Consider the following 19439-nt stretch of genomic DNA (forward strand, 5'->3'; position numbering starts at 1 on the left):
CGGGCCGGTCGGATGGTTCCGGCGCCGTTCGCGGGCACCGGTCAGATCGTCACGTCTCCGTTCGCGGCACCGTCCAGGTTGCCCGGCGCCGCTCCCGTCATGATTGCAACCGTCTCGGCCATGTCCGTCTCCGAGGGGCGTACGACCGCCACCCGCCGGCCCAGGCGCTGGATGTGGATCCGGTCGGCGACGTCGAAGACCGCGGGCATGTCATGGCTGATCAGAATGACCGGCAGCCCGCGGTCGCGTACCTGCCGGATCAGCTCCAGCACCATGCCCGACTCCTTGACGCCGAGCGCGGCCGTCGGCTCGTCCATGATGACGACGTGCCGGGCGAACGCCGCGCTGCGGGCCACCGCGACGCCCTGCCGCTGCCCGCCGGACAACGTCTCCACCGCCTGTCTCGTCGACGTGATGCCGATCTTCAGGTCCTTCATGTGACCGTCCGCCTCGGCCTGCATCCTCTTGTGGTCCAGCAGCCGGAACACCCGGCCGAGGACGCCCTTACGCCGGATCTCCCGCCCGAGGAACATGTTGCTCGCGATGTCCAGCGCCGGTGCCACCGCCAGGTCCTGGTACACCGTCTCGATCCCCGCCCGCCGGGCGTCCGCCGGGCTGTGGAAGCGCACCGGCCGGCCGTCCAGCAGGATCTGTCCCTCGTCCGGGACCAGCGCGCCGGACAGCGCCTTGATGAGGCTGGACTTGCCCGCGCCGTTGTCGCCGATCACGGCCAGGATCTCGCCGGGCAGGAGCTCGAAGTCCGCGCCCGCCAGCGCGGTGACGTGGCCGTACCGCTTCACCAGGCCGTGCGCCTCCAGCACCGGGCGCGCGTTGTCCTCCACGGTGCTCACGCGCGCCTCCTTCGGGCCAGCTGGTCGACGCTCACGGCGAGGATGACCAGGATGCCGGTGATGAGGACCTGGTAGATGGACGGGACCCCGGTCAGCTGCAGGCCGTTGCGGATCACGCCGACGATGAGCGCGCCGCACAGGGCGCCGATGATGCTGCCCCGCCCGCCGAACAGGCTGACGCCGCCCAAGACCACCGCGGTGATGCTGTCGAGGTTGTCCGTCTGCCCGGCCTGGGGATCACCGACGGACGTGCGCCCGACCAGGAGGAGCCCGGCGAGGCCGTAGATCGCCCCGGCGGCGGTGTAGACGGTGAGGAGCAGGCGGCGGTCCGGGATGCCGGTCAGGCGGGCGGCCTCACGGTCGTCGCCGACCGCGTACACGTGCCGGCCCGCCGCCGTCTGGCGCAGGACGTACCAGGCCACCGCGAACAGCGCCAGCATCACGACCGAGCCGTACGTGACGTCGGTGCCGCCCAGCGGGAACGTCCGGCCGAGGAAGGTCAGCGACTTCGGCAGCCCGGTGATGGTCTGCTCGTTGGAGTAGACGTGCGTGAGGGCGAAGGCGATGTTCCACGTGCCCAGCGTCACGATGAACGGCGGGAGCTTCGCCATCGTGACCAGCGTGCCGTTCAGCACGCCGAACGCCGTGCACACCGCGACGCCGATCAGGATCGCCCAGACGCCCGGAACCCCGCCGCTGACGGCGAGCCTGGTCATGAAGATCGTGCCCAGCGCCATCACCGCCCCGTTGGACAGGTCGATGCCGGCGGTCAGGATGACGATCGTCTGGCCGGCGGCGAGCGCGCCGACCACCATGACCTGCTGGACGATGAGGGACAGGTTCGCGCCGGTGAGGAACCGGTCGGTGCGGACGGTGAAGTAGACGCAGGCCAGGAGGAGGGCGAGCAGCGGGCCCACGGCCGGCAGGGCGAGGAAGCGCGCGGCGCGGGCCGGCAGGCCGCGTCCTCGCCCGGCCTCGGCGTGGTCGGTGGCGGTGACGGTCGACATCGGCTCAGCCCCAGCAGTTGGCCAGGCCGAACTGGACGTCCTTGGAGTCCACGCCGGGCTGCGCCTTGTTCGTGACCAGGGTGACGCCGGTGTCGGTGTAGCCGCTCGTCTTCTTGCCGCTCTTGGCGAAGTCGACGATCGCGTCGACGCCCTGCGTGGCCATCTTCAGCGGGTACTGCTGCGAGGTGGCCGCGATCTGCCCGGACTGCACGGCCCGGACGCCGGTGCAGCCGCCGTCGACCGACACGATCATGACGTTCTTCTCCTTGCCGGCCGCCTTCAGCGCGGTGTACGCGCCGAGCGCCGCCGGCTCGTTGATCGTGTAGACGAGGTTGATGTCGGGGGCCTTCTGCAGGCAGTTCTCCATCGCGGTCTGGCCCTTGGCCTGGTCCCCCTGGGTGTTCTGCGCGCAGACGACGCTCGGGTCGCCCTCCTTGACGCCGAAGCCCTGCAGGAACCCGTTGTGCCGGAGCACGCCGACCGTGATCCCCGGGTTGAGGTCGAGCATGGCGATCTTCGCCGGTTTCGAGCCGAAGGCGGCCTTGGCGTACTTGCCGATCAGGATCCCGGCGTTGAGGTTGTTCGTGGCGAACAGCGCGTCGGAGGCGCTCTGTGGGTCGGTCGGGGTGTCGAGCGCGATCACCTCGATGCCCTTGGCGCGGGCCTTCTCGATGCTGGGCACGATGGCCTTGGTGTCGCTGGGGACGATCAGGATGCCCTTGACCCCGGCCGCGACCATGTTCTCCATCGCGGTGACCTGGCTGGCGTTGTCACCGTCGAACTTCCCGGCCGCGGTCATCAGCTTCACGCCCTTGGCCTGCGCCTCCTTCTGCGCGCCCTCCTTCATCTTGACGAAGAACGGGTTGGTGTCGGTCTTGGTGATGAGGCCGACGGTGATCTCACCGCCGGAGGCGGAACCCTTCGCGCCCTTGCCGCAGCCGGCCGCCACCAGCGACAGGGCGGCGACGGCGACGATCGCGCCGGTACGGCGACGGTGGCCCGAAGCCCGGACGTCACGCTTCATGCTGTTTCCTCCAACCGCCGTGGACCATGCCGCGGCAGATGACCGAGCGATTCCCCCGACGTTTCGGAAACGTTTCCTGGAAACGTTTCCGAGAATGTAAGACCCCGGCGTACGGTCTGTCCAGAGCCGCGGGCACAATCGACCGGGGCGTGAGGGGGAGGACCGGTGACACCGATTCCCGGCGGTGAGCGGCGGCGCGGCAAGGTGACGATGCGGGATGTCGCCGACCGGGCGGGCGTCGGCCTCGCGACCGTCTCACGAGTGATCAACGGTAAGCCCGGCGTCGCCGCCCACCTGGCCGAACGCGTGCGCGACGCCGCCCGGGCCCTCGGCTACCGGCACGACGTCACCGCCAGCAGCCTGCGCCGCGCCGACCGCCGTACCGGGACGATCGCCCTCGTCCTCGAGGACGTCGCCAACCCGTTCTCGTCGGTCCTGCACCGCGCCGTCGAGGACGCCGCACGTGCCGAGAGCATGCTCGTGCTGACCGGCAGCAGCGACGAGAACCCCGAGCGCGAGCGGGAGCTCATCGACACGTTCACCCTGCGCAGGGTGGACGGTCTGATCGTGATCCCCACCGGCCGCACCGACGCCGAGCTGGCGGCCGTACGGCGGCAGGGCACGCACGTCGTCTGCGCCGACCGGCTCGTCGAACTCGACCAGGTCGACACCGTCACCGCGGACAACCGGGAGGGCACCCGGGCCGCCGTACGGCGGCTGCTCGACCTGGGGCACCGGCGCGTGGCGTTCCTCGGCGACATGGCGTCGATCTGGACCGCCCGCGAGCGGCACGCGGGCTACCTCGAGGCGCACGCCGGACGGCGGATCGACGAGCGGCTCGTCCGCCGGGAGATCCGCAGCGCCGACGCCGCCGAGTGCGCGATCCACGAGCTCCTCGACGGGGACGACCCGCCGACGGCCGTCTTCACCGCGCAGAACCTCCTCACCATCGGCGCGGTCCGCGCCCTCCAGCGCCGCGGTCTGCAGGACCGCGTCGCGCTGATCGGTTTCGACGACTTCCCACTGGCCGACATGCTGCGTCCCGGCATCTCGGTCGTCGCCCAGGATCCCGCCGAGATCGGTTCCATCGCCGCGCGGCTCCTCCTCGGCCGCATCGCCGGCGGCGGCGACCGGCCCGCCCGGCACGTCGTCGTGCCGACGACCTACCTCGCCCGCGGGTCGGGCGAGATACCGCCCCGGCGGTGATCCGCCGCCCGCGGACGGCCGGGTGAACCCCGGGCCGTCCGCGGGTCCCGCCGCCCCGGACCGGCGGATCAGGTGACGATGGTGCAGGCGCCGCCGTTCAGGGCGAACCCGGCCGGCGCCGTGTTGGTGCCGCTGTAGGTGCCCTGGAAGCCGAAGCTCACCTGGGCCCCGGGGGCGATCGTGGCGTTGAAGGAGACGTTGCGGGCGGTGACCTGGGCGCCCGACTGGGTGATGGTCGCGTTCCACATGCCGGTGATCTGCTGGTTGCCGGGCCAGGTCCAGGTGACGGTCCAGCCGTTGATCGGGCTCGTGCCGTGGTCGGTGATCGTGACGTTTCCGGTGAAGCCGTTGTTCCAGGTGTTGGCGGTGTAGCTGATCCAGCAGGCGGAGTCCCCAGGCGGGGGAGTCGGAGAGGTGGGCGGTGTCGGGCCGCCGGAGTCGAGGCCGAAGAAGTGGATGGCGGCGGCGGCCATGCCGCTCATCGGGAGGCTGTGCCCGGCGCCGGAGACGCTGATCGCCTCGACCTGGACGGCGCCGGAGGAGTCGGCGAACCGCTGCCGGGTCCAGCCGGACTGCGGCGTGTCCGTGGAGGTGGGGGTGGTGCTCAGGCCGTGGACGTTCGTCCACTGCTTGACCTCTTCGGCCAGCTCGGCGTAGGAGACCACTGTGTCGGCGGTGCCGTGCCACAGCTGCATTCGCGGCCACGGCCCCTGATAGGAGGGGTTCGCCTGGCGCACCACGTCACCCCACTGCTGCGCGCTCTTGTTCACGCAGGGGGCGGAGTTGCCTCCCGGGTTGTAGGACCCCTCGTTGGGGAAGCAGGTGAACGGCACGCCCATGAACGCCGCGCCGGCCTTGAAGACCTCCGGGTAGAGAGCGGCCATGGCATTGGTCATCATGGCGCCGGAGGAACTCCCGGTCACGAAGACCCGATCGGGATCACCGTGGTATTGCCGTTCCACGTACGTCACCATGGACATCAGCGATACCGGGTCGGTGCGGCCGCCGCGCACTTTCGAGGCGTCGGACCAGTTGTCGAAGCAGTTCATCTTCTTGGACGCCGACGGGAAGATCACGATGAAGCCGTACCGGTCGGCCAGTGAGGCGAACTCGCTGGAGGAGTAGAACCCCGGCCCGGAGCCGCCGCACGGGTGCATGGCCAGCACGATCGCGGGTGCGGCGGGTGCCTGGTCGGGCCGGTAGACGTACATCTGCAGGTTGCCCGGGTTGTCGCCGAAGTCGGTGACCTGGACCAGCCCGGCCGCGGTGGCGGGGCGGGAGAGGACCAGGGCCATGACGGCGCACAGCAGCGCGGCGCAGGCGCCGGCCAGGATCGCGGTCAGTCGTTTCATTCGCCCTCCTTCGAATGGCATCGGAGGCGCGGCCGTAATGGCGCGCGCCGCATCGCCATCGGTCGCTGGAAGGTAAGGCGGCGATGAGCGGCGGTCAATGTTCTGCGCCCTCCTCGGTTGGCGGAGAGCGGCAGGAATTCGCTCCCGCCCTGCTTATCAAGGCACTTGCTATCAAGATCCTTGATATGCGCCGAGAAAGTTACATCGCGGCCGTCGCGGCCGGCCGCGATATCGTCTCCCGGTGACCGACCGCCGTAACCCCTCGGCCGCCCCGGCCGCGTCCCCGCCGCGGGTCAGCTATCTGGTCTTCCGCCTGGAGCGCCGGATCCGGGCCCGCCTGGACGAGGCGCTCGCCCGGCACGGCGTCACGACCACCGAGTACATGGCGCTCAGTGAACTCCGCCTGCGCGACGGCCCGTCGTCGGCGGAGCTCGCGCGCATCGCCTTCGTCACGCCGCAGGCGATGAGCCTGGTCGTCCGCGACCTGGAGAGACGCGGGCTGGTGCGCCGGGAGCCGCACCCGGACGGTGGCCGGGTGCTGCGCACCCGCCTCACCGCGAAGGGCCTGACCACACTCCGGAGTTGCGACCGATCGCTCGACGACATCGAGGCGGTGATGCTGGCCGGCGTCGACGACGCCGCCCGCAAGGCGCTCGCGGAGAGCCTCATGGGCTGCGCGGGGGCCCTGCGCCCCGACGCACGAAGATGATCTACAACGTAAAGGTGACCCGCTTCGACCCTCGTGGGCGCGGAGCGACCGAACCCGGATGAGTGGGTAGGGCAGAACTCGAGCACGACCGGATCGGCAGGGCCAGGCGCCCATCGCCTGATCGGCCTGGTCGACCCGCTAACGGCTGCCCTCAGTAACCGGAGACACTCATGACCGATCCCGTCTACCCGCCGGCCACGCCGGAGATCGGCGCCCGTCGCGCCCGGCTCGCCCCGGCCGTCAACGAGGCGTTCGAGAATTTCAGCCGCCAGGTGTTCGCCGACGGGGCGCTGCCGGAGAAGACCAAGCAGCTCATCGCCGTGGCCGTCGCCCACGCCACCCAGTGCCCGTACTGTATTCAGGGTCACACGCGCCTCGCGCGGCGGAAGGGCAACAGCCCGGAGGAGATCATGGAGGCGATCTGGGTCGCCGCCGAGATGCGCGCCGGCGCCGCCTACGCCCACTCCACCCTCGCCCTGCACGCCATGGGCCCGCATACCTGATCTACAACGTAAAGGCGGCTTCCTGTGGCAACGTTCGCCGCCCACCGGCGCCCTGGCCCTCGGGGACAGAGCCCCTTCCGCATCGGGACGCGGTTCGGTCATGCGGTGGACCGCAGGAAGCGAACGACGGACGCCTTCTCCAGGTCGATCCCCGGCTCGATCCGAGGTGGGATGGACCCGAACGCGTCCACCTGGACGCAGCGCGCGCCGGAGCCGCGGGTCCAGGTGGCGATGGCCAGCCCGTCGGCGATGACGGTGGGCCGGATGACGCCGCCTCCCGGCCACATGCGGGCCTGGTGGAGAGCGGGGACGGACACGTCGCGGGTGCGGTAGCCGACCAGGTAGTCGTCGTAGGCGGGCAGCAGGCGAACGTCCGGGGTGCCGGACCGGCTCGTGGGTTCCTCCACTCGCCCGGCGAGCACCGTCAGCGCGCCGTACAACACATCCCCTCACCCGTGTGCTGACCCTGCTGGAACTCCTCCAGTCGAACGCCCGGCTCACCGGGGCGGAGCTGGCAGGCCGCCTGGACACCGACATCCGCACGGTGCGCCGGTACGCCGCCCACCTGCGGGAACTGGGCATCCCCGTGGAGGCGGAGCGCGGCCGCTACGGCGGCTACCGACTGGCCCGCGGTTACCGGATGCCACCACTGGTCCTCACCAACGACGAGGCTCTCGCCGTCGTCCTCGGCCTGCTCGCGGCGGAACATCTGGGCATGGGCACGGCCGCGCCGGCCGGCGCCGGTGCGCTGGTCAAGATCGAGCGGATGCTCCCGCACGCCCTGCGCGAACCGCTCGCCGCGATGCGAGAGACCCTCTCGTTCACCGCCAACGCCGTGATCGGGCAGGCACCCGAACCCGGCGTCCTGCTGGCCCTGGCCCAGGCATCCCGCGCCCGCACGACCGTCGGGATCAGCCACCGGTCCTGGCGTCAGGAACACACCGAACGTGACCTCGACCCCTACGGCGTGGTCTTCCACACCGGCCGCTGGTACGTCGTCGGCCACGACCACCTCCGCGACGGCCTGCGGACCTTCCGCATCGACCGCATCGCCTCCGTCACCCCCCGGACCGGCCGGTTCACCGCCCCCGACGGCTTCGACCCCGTCACCCACCTGACCTCGACCCTGGCGCAGGGGTCCTACCGCTGGCAGGTCGAGGTGACGATCCACGGCCCCCTCGACGCGGTCGCCCGCCGGCTGCCTCGCTCAGGTGTGACCCTCACCCCCCAGCCCACCGGTGTCCTCGTGCACGCACGGGCAGAACGGCTGGACGGCATGGCGCACATGCTCGCCTCTCTGGAATGGCCCTTCACCATCCACCACCCCGACGAACTACGGGGAGCCCTCAAGAACCTCGCCGACCGGCTTGCCGCGGCCGCCGAACAAGGTTCGCGAACGGCGGAGCCGCCACGGTGACCCTCGCTGTTCGCGCGGTCAGCCGGGGATGGGAGGCCGAGACCGTCACGCGGTCACCGGAAGTCGCGGCTGCGGGTCAGCGTCGCGACGGGCAGCCGCTGCAGCCGGGTGGCGACGACGTTCACGGCGCCGTCCTGGCGTTCCAGGCGGCCGTGGACGAGCAGCGCCTGCGCGTGGAACGCGACGTTGCGGTAACGCTCCCAGATCTGCGGGCGGCACAGGACGTTGAGCATGCCGGTCTCGTCCTCGAGGTTGAAGAAGATCACACCGTTGGCGGTCCCCGGGCGCTGCCGGTGCGTGACGAGTCCGGCGACCAGGAGGTTCGTGCCACCCGGCACGTCCCTGACCGCGGTCAAGGGGACGACTCCCCGCTCGTCGAGGGTGGGCCGGACGTGGGCCATCGGGTGGTGCTCGGTCGTCCCGGTGGCCCACAGGTCGGCGATGGTCTGCTCGACCATGGTCATCGGCGGCAGCTCGGGCGCGGCGGTGCCCGGAGCGGTGCCGGGCAGGTGGCCGGGGCGGGTGTGGGCGAGCGCGCCCGCCGCCCACAGCGCCTCGCGGCGGCCGAGGCCGAAACAGCCGAACGCGCCGGCCGTGGCGAGGGCCTCCAGCGCCGTCGCCGGCAGCGGTACCCGGCGCACCAGGTCCTCCAGGTCCGCGTACGGCCGGTTCGCGGCGATCAGCTTCGCGGCGTCCTCGCCGAGGGTCCGCACGGACGACAGGCCCGGGCGGATCGCCGGCTGCGGCTCCCCGGGCGCGTGCGGGAGGTCCCCGGCGGGCGTGTACGGGGCCTCCAGCGTCGCCTGGTGGGAGCTGGCGTTGACGTCGACGCCGAGGACCCGCACTCCGTGCCGGCGGGCGTCGCCGAGCAGGGTCTGCGGGCTGTAGAAGCCCATCGGCTGGTTGCGCAGCAGCCCCGTGGTGAACGCCGCCGGGTAGTGCCGTTTCAGGTACGCGCTGGCGTACACGATGTGCGCGAAACTCTGCGCGTGCGACTCGGGGAACCCGAAGCTGGCGAAGCCGAGGATCTTGTCGTACACCTCCTCGGCGATCTCGGCGGAGATGCCGCGCTCGGCCATGCCGCTCAGCAGCCGGTCCCGGAGCCGCTCGACGCGTTCCGGCGCCCGCTTGGCGCTCATCGCCTGCCGCAGCGCGTCGGACTCCGCCGGGGTGAACCCCGCGCAGTCCACGGCCAGCTGCATCATCTGCTCCTGGAACAGCGGCACGCCCATCGTGCGCTCCAGCGCGTTCCTCATCAGCGGATGCGGGATGTCGGGTGGTTCGTGCCCGTTCCGGCGGCGCAGGTACGGGTGGACCGAACCGCCCTGGATCGGACCGGGCCGGATCAGCGCGACCTCCACCACCAGGTCGTAGAACGTCCTGGGCTTGAGCCGGGGCAGCGTCGCCATCTGCGCGCGGGACTCGACCTGGAACACCCCGACCGTGTCGGCGTCGCACAGCATCGCGTACACGTCCAGGTCGTCCGGCGGGATCGTGTGCAGGTCGTAGCGCCGCCCGTGGAACTCGCCGACCAGGTCGAACGTGTCGTGCAGCGCCGCCAGCATGCCCAGCCCGAGCAGGTCGAACTTGACCAGCCCGACGGCGGCGCAGTCCTCCTTGTCCCACTGCAGCACGCTGCGCCCCGGCATCCGCGCCCATTCGACCGGGCACACCTCCCCGATCGGCCGGTCGCAGATCACCATGCCGCCCGAGTGGATGCCCAGGTGCCGGGGGAGCCGCTGCATCCGGTCGGCCAGCCCGGTGACCGCCTCCGGGATGCTGTCCGGCGGCCGGGACTCCGCCGGCGAGAACTGCCGGGACCAGGCGTCCTGCTGGCCGGGGGAGAAGCCGAGCGCGCGGGCGGCGTCGCGGACGGCCATCCGCGGCCGGTACGTGATCACGTTGGCGACCTGGGCGGCCCGGTCCCGCCCGTACTTGTCGTAGACGTGCTGGATGACCTCCTCCCGCCGGCGGTTCTCGATGTCCAGGTCGATGTCGGGCGGCCCGTCGCGGCCGGGTGACAGGAACCGCTCGAACAGCAGGTTGTGCCGTACGGGGTCGACGCCGGTGATGCCCAGCGCGTAGCAGACCGCGGAGTTCACCGCCGAGCCCCGGCCCTGGCACAGGATGTCGTTGTCCCGGCAGAACTCCACGATCTCGTGCACGATCAGGAAGTAGCCGGGGAAGCCGAGCTGCTCGATGACGCCGAGCTCCCACGCGATCTGCCGGTACGCCCGCGGCGCCCGCCGCCGCGTCCCGTACCGTTCCCGCGCCCCCTCCTCGACGAGGTGCCGCAGCCAGGTCGCCTCGGTGTGCCCGGGAGGCACGAGCCAGTCCGGCAGGTTCGGCGCGACCAGCTCCAGGTCGAACACGCAGGAGCGGCCCAGCTCGACCGTCCGTTCCGGCACGCCGGGGAAGCGGGCCAGCCGCGCCGCCATTTCCGCCGCCGACCGCAGGTGCGCGGTACCGGTCGCGGGCAGCCAGGAGTCCATGTCGTCCAGGCCGCGCCGGGCCCGTACGGCGGCGAGCGCCTCGGCGAGCGGAGCGTCCCTCGGCGCGGCGTAGTGCACGTTGTTCGAGGCCACGACGCCGACGCCGACGCGCCGGGCGAGGTCGTACAGGGCGTCGTTGCGCGCGTCGTCGAGGGGCTGGTCGTGGTCGATCAGCTCGGCGAAGACGTTCTCCCGCCCGAACATCTCCACCAGCGCCCGCAACTCCGCCTCGGGGTCCGCGCCCGCGTGCACGGCGCCCTTGCGGCAGCCGGTGAGGACCGCCCAGTGCCCGCCATGCGACGCCGCCAGATCCGCCAGGTCGTAGATCGGGCGGCCTTTTTCACCACCGGCGAGCTGAGCGCGGCTGATCGCGGCGCTCAGCCGTCCGTACCCCTCGACGTCGCGGGCCAGCACCAGCAGGTGCCGGCCGCCCGGATCGGGCTCGCCCGGCGCGGCGGCGGGCAGGTCCAGGCTCAGCTCCGCGCCGAAGATCGTGCCGACGCCGGTCCCCTTGGCGGCCTCCTTGAGGCGCACGGCTCCGTACATGCCGTCGTGGTCGGTGATCGCCAGCGCCTCGACGCCGAGCCGGACCGCCTCCTCGACCAGTTCCTCCGGCGCGGAGGCGCCGTCGAGGAAGCTGTACGACGAGTGGCAGTGCAGCTCCGCCCAGCCGCGCCCGCGCACCGGCAGCCGCACGGGCGGCGGCGCGGGCAGCCCGCGCGCCGGCCGCCCGCGCGAGGTGGGCCGGTCCGCCGGCTCGGCGGTCTCGCTCGCGACGGTCTCGGCCGCGGTGGTCTCGGCCGCGACGGGCCGGTCCGCCGGCGTGGTGGTCTCGGTCTCGTTCGCGGGCGGGGGCGTGCTCCAGGACAGGCGCCGCTCGAACTGCCGCCACGGGATCCGCGGACTATCGAATCCCATGCGGGCCCCCGGCATCGTCGGCGAACCGCGTGCGCGCCGGCCGCGGGTCCTTCGGTCTCGGCCGGTCAGGCATAGTCGGCCTCGACGTACCAGCGGCCGCCCTCGACGACGAGCAGGCGCGCGCCGCCGTCGGCGGTGACGACCTGGAACCGCGCGCGGCGGCGGAACCGCGCCGGGTCCCACCAGCGTTCCCGGGCCGGCCAGGGGCCCGCCCACGCGGTCACCGGCAGGACACGGCCGTCGATCTCGATCTGGCGGGGCGGGGCGGAGACCGCGCAGCGGGCGCTGACCGTGACCGGCGCTCCGTCGGCGCCGGTCACGCGGACAGGCAGCGGGTCGGGATGGACGACCGCCGGCGCCGGATCGGGGATCCGCCCGGGCCACCGTCCCTCCGCGACGGCGGGCCCGGGCGGGAGGTCACCGACGGGGACGCGGACGACGCGTTCGCCGGGCGCGCGGCCGCCCGCGGGGTACGGCCGGGTGATCGCCTGGTGGCCGAGCATGGCCTGGACCCGCGCGGCCGCCCGCATGATGCGGTCGGAGAGCGTGACCCGGCCCCACAGCGCCTCCTGATGCCCCTCGTCCGGGACGAGCTGGTCGGGCAGGAGCCGCAGGAGGACGATGCCGCCGACGCCCTCCTCGCCGGGTGGGGTCTCCCAGGCCGACAGCTGCCAGCGGACCCGCTCGGCGACGGCGAGAGCGGACAGTGCCGCGCTTCCATCCCCGTGGCTTCGCCCCGCCGCCGCGCTTCCACCCCCGTGGCTTCGCCCCGCCGCCCCCGCATCGTGCCGCCACAGCCGGGACTGGGTACGGCCGTGGGCGTCCGTCACCTCGACCCCGATCCGTACGCAGGTCAGGGCCTCGGCGGCGAGTGCCTCGTGCAGGCGCTCGGCGAGCGTCTTGGCGGCGAAGACGACCTGTTCGGCCGCCGCGGCGGGCGGGTCGAACTCCGTCGCCACGCTCAGGTCCGCGTGCGGCGGCCGGGGTGCGGGCGGCCGGGGGTCCAGGCCGCGGGCGAGCCGGTGCGCGCGCACCTCGTCCGCGCCGAAGCGGCTCGCGACGTGCCGGGCCGGCAGCGCCGCGAACGCGCCCAGCGTGTGAACGCCCAGCCGGGGCAGCAGGTCGGTGAGCTCCGGCCGGCCCAGGACGGTCACCGGGTACGGCGCGAGGAACTCCGCCGTCCCGCCTGGTGGCACGATCATGCCGCCGTCCGCGGTGCGCGCGGCCAGTTCGGCGGCGAACAGGCCGTCCGCGACGCCCACGCCGCAGTCGAAGCCGCGCTCGACGACGGTGTCCTGGACGTGGATCCGCAGCGACTCCTCGGCCGTCTCCCGGTCGGCGCCGCCGTGGTAGCGGGCGGCGCCGCGCACCGGGATGGCGCAGACGCCGGGGCGTACGACCTCGACCCAGGGGGTGATCGTCGAGACGGCGGCGGCGACCGTCTCGAAGAGCCGCCCCTCGGCGTCGGGGTCGCGGTCGCGGATCACCAGGTCCGGGCAGTGCCGCTGGGCGTCGCGGAGCCGCTGCCCGCGGCGCACTCCGGCGGCGCGCGCCGCCGCCGAGCACGCCTCGACCCGGGCCGAGGCGACCACCGCCGCCGGGGTGCCCGCGTCCAGGCCGACCGCGGTGACCGGCCAGTCCGGGCACCACACGACGAGCACCCGCGGCGAGCTCACCGGCCCTTCACCGGGACCCGGCGTCCCAGGGCCCGGGGCTCCGGTGCCGGGAGCGGAGGTTCGCGCACGGGCGTCCGGTGTCCCGGAGTCCGGCGTTCCGGGACCCGCCGCGTTGGGGAGTGGCGAACGAGTCACCCCGCGATGGCCTCCAGACGCGCCGGGCCTTCGTGTTCGGCGACGGTCACGGCGCCGTCCGGGCCCGGCAGCCACAGCCAGACCCGGCGGCCGGGGCCCGCCGCGCCGCGTCCGGAGACCGTCACGAGCGCGCGGCGTCCGCGCAGGTGGCCGGTGCCGTCCCCGAGACCGGTCCAGTGGTTCGCCTCGACGCGCAGCCGCAGGGCCGCGCCCGCCCACGGCCCGGTCGTGACCAGCGCGCAGCCGTTCCGGCGAGCCAGTGTGGTCAGCCGCCGGGCGACGGGGGCGGGAGGCTCCTCCGGCGGCCGTACGATCACCATCGCGCACCCGTCGGTCAGCGCGGCGACCACGTCGGCCCACCGCCGGCCCGGGTCGTCGACGAGCAGGACCCGCATCGGGTCGAGGCCACCGTCCGCGCCGCCGAACGCCGCCGCGGCCGGGACGTACGCCTCCGGGAGGCCGACGACCGCGCACCAGCGGTCCCCGAGCCCGGCCGCCAGCGCGAGGGCCAGCGTGGTCGAGCCGTCGACGCCGGTGACCGTGCCGGGACGCAGCCCGCCCCCGGGGATCACCGGGCGCAGCGCAGGCAGGACAGGGACGAGGTCCATGCCCGCCAGAGGCGAGAAGCCCTCTGTGACCTGCGACGATAGCTCGCTCACCCGACCATCATCGAACATCCATTCGACTGAAAGCAAGTCGATCGCCACGCGCAACGTCGGCTTCGGCGCGTGGATGAGAACGTTCCTGTTCCGATATCTTCATGATCACGATGGATACGTCAGGCCGGGAAGGGGGTCGCGATTTTGTGACTCCCGGCGATAGTTGGCGGATCCCAATGCAGGTTGGCGATCTGAGGAATCGAGGCCGGGGCTGATGTCCCGAGTGGGCGAGAGGCTGATCGCGGTCAGAGGCGGGGAGCGGGCCGCTGACGATCGTTTCACCGCGGTCTATCCGGCCTCCAGCTGCTGGGCGTAGGGCTTGAGGGTGGGGATCAAGGCGTTGTAACCATCTTTGGGATTGCGGCGGCTGCGGTGGGGCTACTTAGTGCGATCACGCGCGGACCGATTCGGGTTTCAACGACTCGAATTGTCATCTTGGCAGGTCGATCGTTTACCGAACACCAAGATGTATTTTTGTTTGCGAACTGTAAGTGCGCAGTATAGTCCTAGCAAGCTTCGAAGACTGGATGCAGCGCCGTTCTTGTTACAGTCCAATCCTCTGAATTTCGGCCATCAGGCGAAGTGGCCAGATGGTTTGGATTTCTCTGATGGGTACGCCTTGGAGAAGATATGTCTGATTTGATGCGTCGCCGCTTTCTGCAGGTAAGTGCGATTTCCGGAGCCGTCATGATGGCTCCGATCCGGTTCATTGGATCGGCCTTGGCGCAGCCCGTACCGGGCGGAACGCTCGATCCGACCACCATCAGCAAATATGTAACCCAGCTCGTCATACCACCGGCAATGCCACCCACCCGGACACAACACAAACTCGACTACTACGAGATCGCCGTACGCCAGTTCAGGCAGCAGATCCTGCCTCCGTCTCTCCCGTCGACGACCGTATGGGGCTACGGTTCGATCAACCATCCGAATACGTTCAACTATCCCGCGTTCACGATAAACGCGCATTATCGACGGCCAGTCCGGGTCAAGTGGATCAATGATCTCGTCGACCAGAACGGCGACTTTCTGCCGCATCTGCTGCCGATCGACCAAACCCTGTACTGGGCGAATCCGCCAGGAGGCATAAAAGGCCGCGACTCCACCGGTACCAGCCAGGATCCCTACCGTGGGCCGGTACCGATCATTACGCACGTACACGGCAACCACACGTTCGACTTCAGCGATGGCTATCCTGAGGCGTGGTACCTGCCGATGGCCCGCAACATTCCGGCGGGGTTCGCACGTGAGGGCACTTTCTACGACGTCTTCAAGGCAAAGTCGCCAATAGGCGACCAGTGGGGCCCCGGCAACGCCATCTTCCAATATGCCAACAACCAGCCGGCCAACACCCAGTGGTACCACGACCATACGCTGGGGATCACCAGAGTCAACGTTTACGCCGGACCGGCAGGCTTCTACCTGCTCCGCGGCGGCCCCGGAGATCTGCCGCCGGGGCGCCTGCCCGGCCCCGCACCGCAGGTCGGCGACCGGCCGGGCAAGCGTTACTACGAGATTCCGCTGGCCGTCCAGGACCGCTCTTTCAATGACGACGGTTCCCTTTTCTACCCCAACAGCCGGGCCTTCTTCGATGGGTTCACCGGCCCGTACGCCCCGACCAGCGACGTTCCGCCGATCTGGAACCCGGAGTTCTTCGGAAACGCGATCGTTGTCAATGGGCGGACCTGGCCGGTGCAGGAGGTGGAGCCGCGACGGTACCGCTTCCGCATCCTCAACGGATGTAACACGCGCTTCCTGATCTTCAAACTGGTGTCGAACCCATTGGCCCCACGTCCCGCCCCACCGGCCTTGCCCATCTGGGTGATCGGCGAGGAAGGCGGCTTCTTGCCCGCACCGGTTCGGCTCGACCAACTGCTGATGGCTCCAGCGGAGCGAGCCGACGTGATCGTCGACTTCACCGGCCTGCAGGTCGGCACGGAGATCTTCCTGATCAACGAGGCGCCCGACGGGCCGTACCCGGGGGTGCCGAACTCGTTCGCCGATCCTGCCACGACGGGGCAGGTCATGAAGTTCAAGGTCGTGCCGCTCGTCTCCCAGGACACCAGCACTCCGCCGAGCCAGTTGAGGCTGCCGGCGTTCCACCCGCTCGGGCCGGCGACCAACAGCCGGCAGCTCTCCCTCAATGAGCAGGGCTCGGTCGACTTCCCCGACGTCAGTCCCGTTATTCAGCTGCTCGGCACAGTGCAGGACGGTGAACCGAATCCACTGAGATTTGGCGCCCCGATCACTGAGAACGTCGCGCTGAATTCCACCGAAGTATGGGAACTATATAACTTCACGGTCGACGCCCATCCGATTCACATCCATGAGGTGCGGTTCCAGGTGGTCAACCGGCAACCGATCGGTGGTGGAACACGGCCGCCGGAGCCGTGGGAGAGAGGCTTCAAGGACACCGTTATTGCGCCTCCCGGAGAGATCACGCGGGTAAAGGCGAAATTCGACCTTCCCGGTCGATACGTGTGGCACTGCCATATCCTCGAACATGAGGACAATGAAATGATGCGACCTTATCAAATCGTAGCGGGCCCGCCACCGAAACGACCGCGCTCGAAGTCATCATCCTCCCAAGGGTCATCATCGTCTCAAGGGTCATCATCGTCCCAAGGGGCATCATCACAGTCGGGTGGGCAGGAGGCCGTTTCGCAGCAGTCTCAGGACCAAAAGGTGGATATCCGGCGCAATGGCGGCGTCGTCTCGTCACACGGTGACAGCGGATGAACTGAGGAACCCATGGGGTCAGGGCGCATCCGCGGCACATCAGAGACGTGATCGAGGCAACCGACGAGTCACGCCCCCGCCGAGGACGTACGAGAACCGCATCGCGAAGTCGAACTGGCCGTCAGACGGGCGGCGGCGCTCCCGCCGCCGCCCGGTCCGCTCTCGGCCTCGGGCGTGCCGCTTTGGGGCGCGCCAACGGCATCCCCCGGGCCGGAGCTAGCGTGCAACATCGACCTTGGCCGCCAACCACATCTGGGAAAGCCCGCCAATCCTCGTTGGGAACGCTGCTGTTTCTGCGGGTCGTCGTATGATCATCCGCCACCTAACGCTGGGAGTCACAGATTTCCCGGCTCCTGTCGCGAGCGCGAGTTACATGGTCGACCCCGCGCACTCCGGGCGCGGCGTCGGCCGGGCGCTGTGCGAGTACACCCTGGAATGGGCGCGCGCGGCCGGCTTCCGCGCGATGCAGTTCAACGCGGTCGTGGAGACGAACGCGCCCGCGGTGGCGCTCTACCGGTCGCTGGGCTTCGAGATCGTCGGAACGGTTCCGCAGGGCTTCCGGCACCCGGCGAAGGGATATGTCGGGCTGCACATCATGCACCGCCCCCTCTGACGGCCGGTGCGGCGGGGCTCGGGGCCCGGGGGAGACGGACGGTGAAGGTCGTGCCGTCGCCCGGCACGGAGGTGACGCCGACGGTGCCCTCGTGGGCCTCGGCCACGGCGGCGACGATGGACAGGCCCAGGCCGGCCCCGCCGTGTTCGCGGGAGCGGGACCGGTCGGTCCGGTAGAAGCGCTCGAAGACCCGCGCGCACTGGTCCTCGGTCAGGCCGGGGCCGTGGTCGGTCACGGCGATCTCCACCGCGCCGTCGGCGACGTCGATCCGCACGATGGCGGGGGCGCCGGCGGGCGTGTGCCGCCGTACGTTGGCGAGGAGGTTGTCGAAGACCTGGCGCAGGCGCATCGCGTCGCCGAGCACCACGGTCCCCTCCGCCGCCTCCAGCCCGACAGGCCGGTCCGGCTCCACGGCGCGGGCGCCGGCCACGGCGTCCGCCGCGATCCGGGCCAGGTCCACCGGTTCCCGGTCGAGCGGGCGCCCCTGGTCGAGCCGGGCAAGGAGGAGCAGTTCGTCGACGAGCGCCCCGATCCGCTCGGCCTCCGCCTCGATGCGGGCCATCGTCTTGGCCAGGTCGTCCGGGCGGTCGGCCGCCCCGCGGCGGACCAGTTCGGCGTACCCCCGGACGGTGGCGACGGGTGTGCGCAGTTCGTGGGAGGCGTCGGCGATGAACCGCCGGAGCCGTTCCTCGGACGCCTCGCGTGCGCGGAACGCCGTCTCGATCTGGCCGAGCATGTCGTTCAGCGCCCGGCCGAGGCGTCCGACTTCGGTACGGGGCCCGGCGGGTTCGACGCGGCGGGACAGCTCGCCGGCGCCGATGGCGCGGGCGGTGTCGCTGATCTCTTCCAGGGGGCGCAGGCCGCGGCGGATCGACCGGTGCGCGAGGAGGCCGACGGCGGCCAGCGCGATGATCGAGACGATCACCTCGACGCGTGCCAGGCGATGGATGGCGCTGTCGGCGTCCCTGGTCGGGATGCCGATCAGCAGCACCCGCCCGTTCGGGAGACGGGAGACGCGGACCCGCCAGGGGTGGATGTCGCCGACCTTGAAGATCCGCGCGCCGTCGGGGTTCCGCGCCGTGACGGCCGCGGGGGCGGGGCGCGGCGGCAGCGGTGGCGCGTCGTTCGCGGCGAACGTCTGGACGACCCGGCCGTCCGCCGTCCGGACCTGCATGAGGGCCGGGATGGCCCCGCTCGCGGCCAGCGCCTGGGCCAGCGACCCGCCGTGCGGGCCGACCGGGAGGGCGCCGCCGGGGTCGGCGCGGTCGCCGATCGCGGTCTCCATCGCCCTGCCCACCGCGGTCAGCTGCCGGTCGGTCCGGTGGATGATGTCCTCCCGCAGGGTCGCGAAGCTGCCCGCCGCCGCGACCGCCAGACCGGCGGCGAGCAGACCCAGCAGGGTGAGGACGAGGCGCCTGCGCAGGGACATCATGACGGCCGGGGGAGGCGCAGGACGTACCCGACGCGGGGCACCGTGTGGATCAACGGAGGGTCCACGGCGTCGACCTTGCGGCGCAGGTAGCTGATGTAGGTCTGGACGACGCCGTCGTTGCCACCGAAGTCGTAGTCCCAGACGTGGTCGAGGATCTGCCGCTTGGACAGGACCCGCCCGGCGTTGATCACGAGGTACCGCAGCAGCTTGTACTCGGTCGGCGTGAGCTCCAGCGGCGTACCGCCACGGGACACCTCGTAGGCGTCCTCGTCGATCTCCAGGTCGGCGAAGCCGATCCGCGCGGGGTCGGCCCTGCCGGGGCGGCGAGTCCGGCGCAGCACGGCGCGGATCCGCGCGATGAGCTCCTCCAGGCTGAACGGCTTGGTCACGTAGTCGTCACCGCCGACCGTGAGCCCGGCGATCTTGTCCTCCGTGGCGTCGCGGGCGGTCAGGAAGACGACGGGTGCCTCGCACCCCTCCCGGCGCAGCCTCCGGCAGGTGTCGAGCCCGGAGCCGTCGGGCAGCATCACGTCGAGCACGATGAGGTCAGGCCGGAGCACCGCGACCTGCGCGAGGGCCTCGGCGCCCGTTCCCGCGAGGGCGGGCTCGAAGCCCTCGTAGCGCAGCGCCGTCGCCACCAGGTCGGCGAGGTAGGGCTCGTCGTCGACGACGAGGACCCGGACGGGGCGGTCGGTCACGGGCCCAG

General features: G+C 71.3%; 16 protein-coding genes. 6 read left to right on the plus strand and 10 right to left on the minus strand.

Going from position 1 to position 19439, the window contains the following annotated elements; all coding sequences use genetic code 11:
- Window positions 1–41: 41 nt before the first annotated feature.
- Genes NE235_RS32260 through NE235_RS32270 form a run of 3 tightly spaced genes read right to left on the minus strand, consistent with a single transcriptional unit; the run spans window position 42 to window position 2882 of the window.
- Window positions 42–851, minus strand: a complete 810-nt coding sequence (locus NE235_RS32260; protein ID WP_252809711.1) for an ATP-binding cassette domain-containing protein — start codon at window positions 849–851, stop codon at window positions 42–44.
- Window positions 848–1858 (minus strand): ABC transporter permease, encoded by a 1011-nt coding sequence (locus NE235_RS32265; protein WP_252809713.1) that lies wholly within the window; start codon window positions 1856–1858, stop codon window positions 848–850. The genes NE235_RS32260 and NE235_RS32265 overlap by 4 nt, the downstream gene beginning before the upstream one ends.
- Window positions 1859–1862: 4 nt before the next feature.
- Window positions 1863–2882, minus strand: coding sequence for a sugar ABC transporter substrate-binding protein (locus tag NE235_RS32270; protein ID WP_252809715.1), 1020 nt, complete (start codon window positions 2880–2882; stop codon window positions 1863–1865).
- Window positions 2883–3047: 165 nt separating this feature from the next.
- On the opposite strand from NE235_RS32270, the gene NE235_RS32275 reads away from it, so the two are divergent.
- Window positions 3048–4088: a LacI family DNA-binding transcriptional regulator gene (locus tag NE235_RS32275; protein WP_252809717.1), complete on the plus strand. Its 1041-nt coding sequence runs from the start codon at window positions 3048–3050 to the stop codon at window positions 4086–4088.
- A 68-nt stretch (window positions 4089–4156) separates the two neighbouring features.
- On the opposite strand, the gene NE235_RS32280 is transcribed toward NE235_RS32275, so the two are convergent.
- On the minus strand, window positions 4157–5440 hold the full coding sequence (locus NE235_RS32280) for an extracellular catalytic domain type 1 short-chain-length polyhydroxyalkanoate depolymerase (RefSeq protein WP_252809718.1): 1284 nt from the start codon (window positions 5438–5440) through the stop codon (window positions 4157–4159).
- Window positions 5441–5681: 241 nt separating this feature from the next.
- On the opposite strand from NE235_RS32280, the gene NE235_RS32285 reads away from it, so the two are divergent.
- Together NE235_RS32285 and NE235_RS32290 are read left to right on the plus strand one after the other, a co-directional pair.
- On the plus strand, window positions 5682–6149 hold the full coding sequence (locus NE235_RS32285; RefSeq protein WP_252809720.1) for a MarR family winged helix-turn-helix transcriptional regulator: 468 nt from the start codon (window positions 5682–5684) through the stop codon (window positions 6147–6149).
- A 170-nt stretch (window positions 6150–6319) separates the two neighbouring features.
- Entirely contained in the window at window positions 6320–6652 is a 333-nt protein-coding gene (locus NE235_RS32290; RefSeq protein ID WP_252809724.1) for a carboxymuconolactone decarboxylase family protein, read from the plus strand.
- Window positions 6653–6750: 98 nt separating this feature from the next.
- Here the strand turns inward: NE235_RS32290 and NE235_RS32295 are convergent, their stop codons facing one another.
- Window positions 6751–7092 carry a DNA glycosylase AlkZ-like family protein gene (locus tag NE235_RS32295; protein ID WP_252809725.1) on the minus strand — a complete coding sequence of 114 codons (342 nt, stop codon included), beginning with the start codon at window positions 7090–7092 and terminating at the stop codon, window positions 6751–6753.
- 17 nt (window positions 7093–7109) lie between these two features.
- Here NE235_RS32295 and NE235_RS32300 point away from each other — a divergent pair, with 17 nt between their 5' ends.
- Window positions 7110–8069, plus strand: a complete 960-nt coding sequence (locus tag NE235_RS32300) for a helix-turn-helix transcriptional regulator (protein WP_252809727.1) — start codon at window positions 7110–7112, stop codon at window positions 8067–8069.
- A gap of 53 nt (window positions 8070–8122) precedes the next feature.
- On the opposite strand, the gene NE235_RS32305 is transcribed toward NE235_RS32300, so the two are convergent.
- The 3 genes from NE235_RS32305 to NE235_RS32315 all read right to left on the minus strand — a co-directional run bounded on the left by NE235_RS32305 (window position 8123) and on the right by NE235_RS32315 (window position 13949).
- Complete coding sequence (locus tag NE235_RS32305; protein WP_252809728.1) at window positions 8123–11479, minus strand: error-prone DNA polymerase; 3357 nt, start codon at window positions 11477–11479, stop codon at window positions 8123–8125.
- Window positions 11480–11544: 65 nt separating this feature from the next.
- Entirely contained in the window at window positions 11545–13155 is a 1611-nt protein-coding gene (locus NE235_RS32310) for a DNA polymerase Y family protein (RefSeq protein ID WP_252809730.1), read from the minus strand.
- A gap of 131 nt (window positions 13156–13286) precedes the next feature.
- Complete coding sequence (locus NE235_RS32315; protein ID WP_252809732.1) at window positions 13287–13949, minus strand: hypothetical protein; 663 nt, start codon at window positions 13947–13949, stop codon at window positions 13287–13289.
- A 630-nt stretch (window positions 13950–14579) separates the two neighbouring features.
- Here NE235_RS32315 and NE235_RS32320 point away from each other — a divergent pair.
- Both NE235_RS32320 and NE235_RS32325 read left to right on the plus strand, forming a co-directional pair.
- On the plus strand, window positions 14580–16688 hold the full coding sequence (locus NE235_RS32320; protein WP_252809734.1) for a multicopper oxidase family protein: 2109 nt from the start codon (window positions 14580–14582) through the stop codon (window positions 16686–16688).
- Between the two features lie 373 nt (window positions 16689–17061).
- Window positions 17062–17301, plus strand: a complete 240-nt coding sequence (locus NE235_RS32325; protein WP_252809735.1) for a GNAT family N-acetyltransferase — start codon at window positions 17062–17064, stop codon at window positions 17299–17301.
- Here NE235_RS32325 and NE235_RS32330 read toward each other — a convergent pair.
- Both NE235_RS32330 and NE235_RS32335 read right to left on the minus strand, forming a co-directional pair.
- Complete coding sequence (locus NE235_RS32330) at window positions 17282–18733, minus strand: sensor histidine kinase (RefSeq protein WP_252809737.1); 1452 nt, start codon at window positions 18731–18733, stop codon at window positions 17282–17284. The genes NE235_RS32325 and NE235_RS32330 overlap by 20 nt on opposite strands.
- Window positions 18730–19431, minus strand: coding sequence for a response regulator transcription factor (locus tag NE235_RS32335; RefSeq protein ID WP_252809739.1), 702 nt, complete (start codon window positions 19429–19431; stop codon window positions 18730–18732). Before NE235_RS32335 ends, NE235_RS32330 begins: the two co-directional genes overlap by 4 nt.
- Window positions 19432–19439: the final 8 nt, after the last annotated feature.

Origin of the sequence: Actinoallomurus spadix (genome assembly GCF_024055725.1) — a bacterium.
Lineage (GTDB): Bacteria > Actinomycetota > Actinomycetes > Streptosporangiales > Streptosporangiaceae > Actinoallomurus > Actinoallomurus spadix.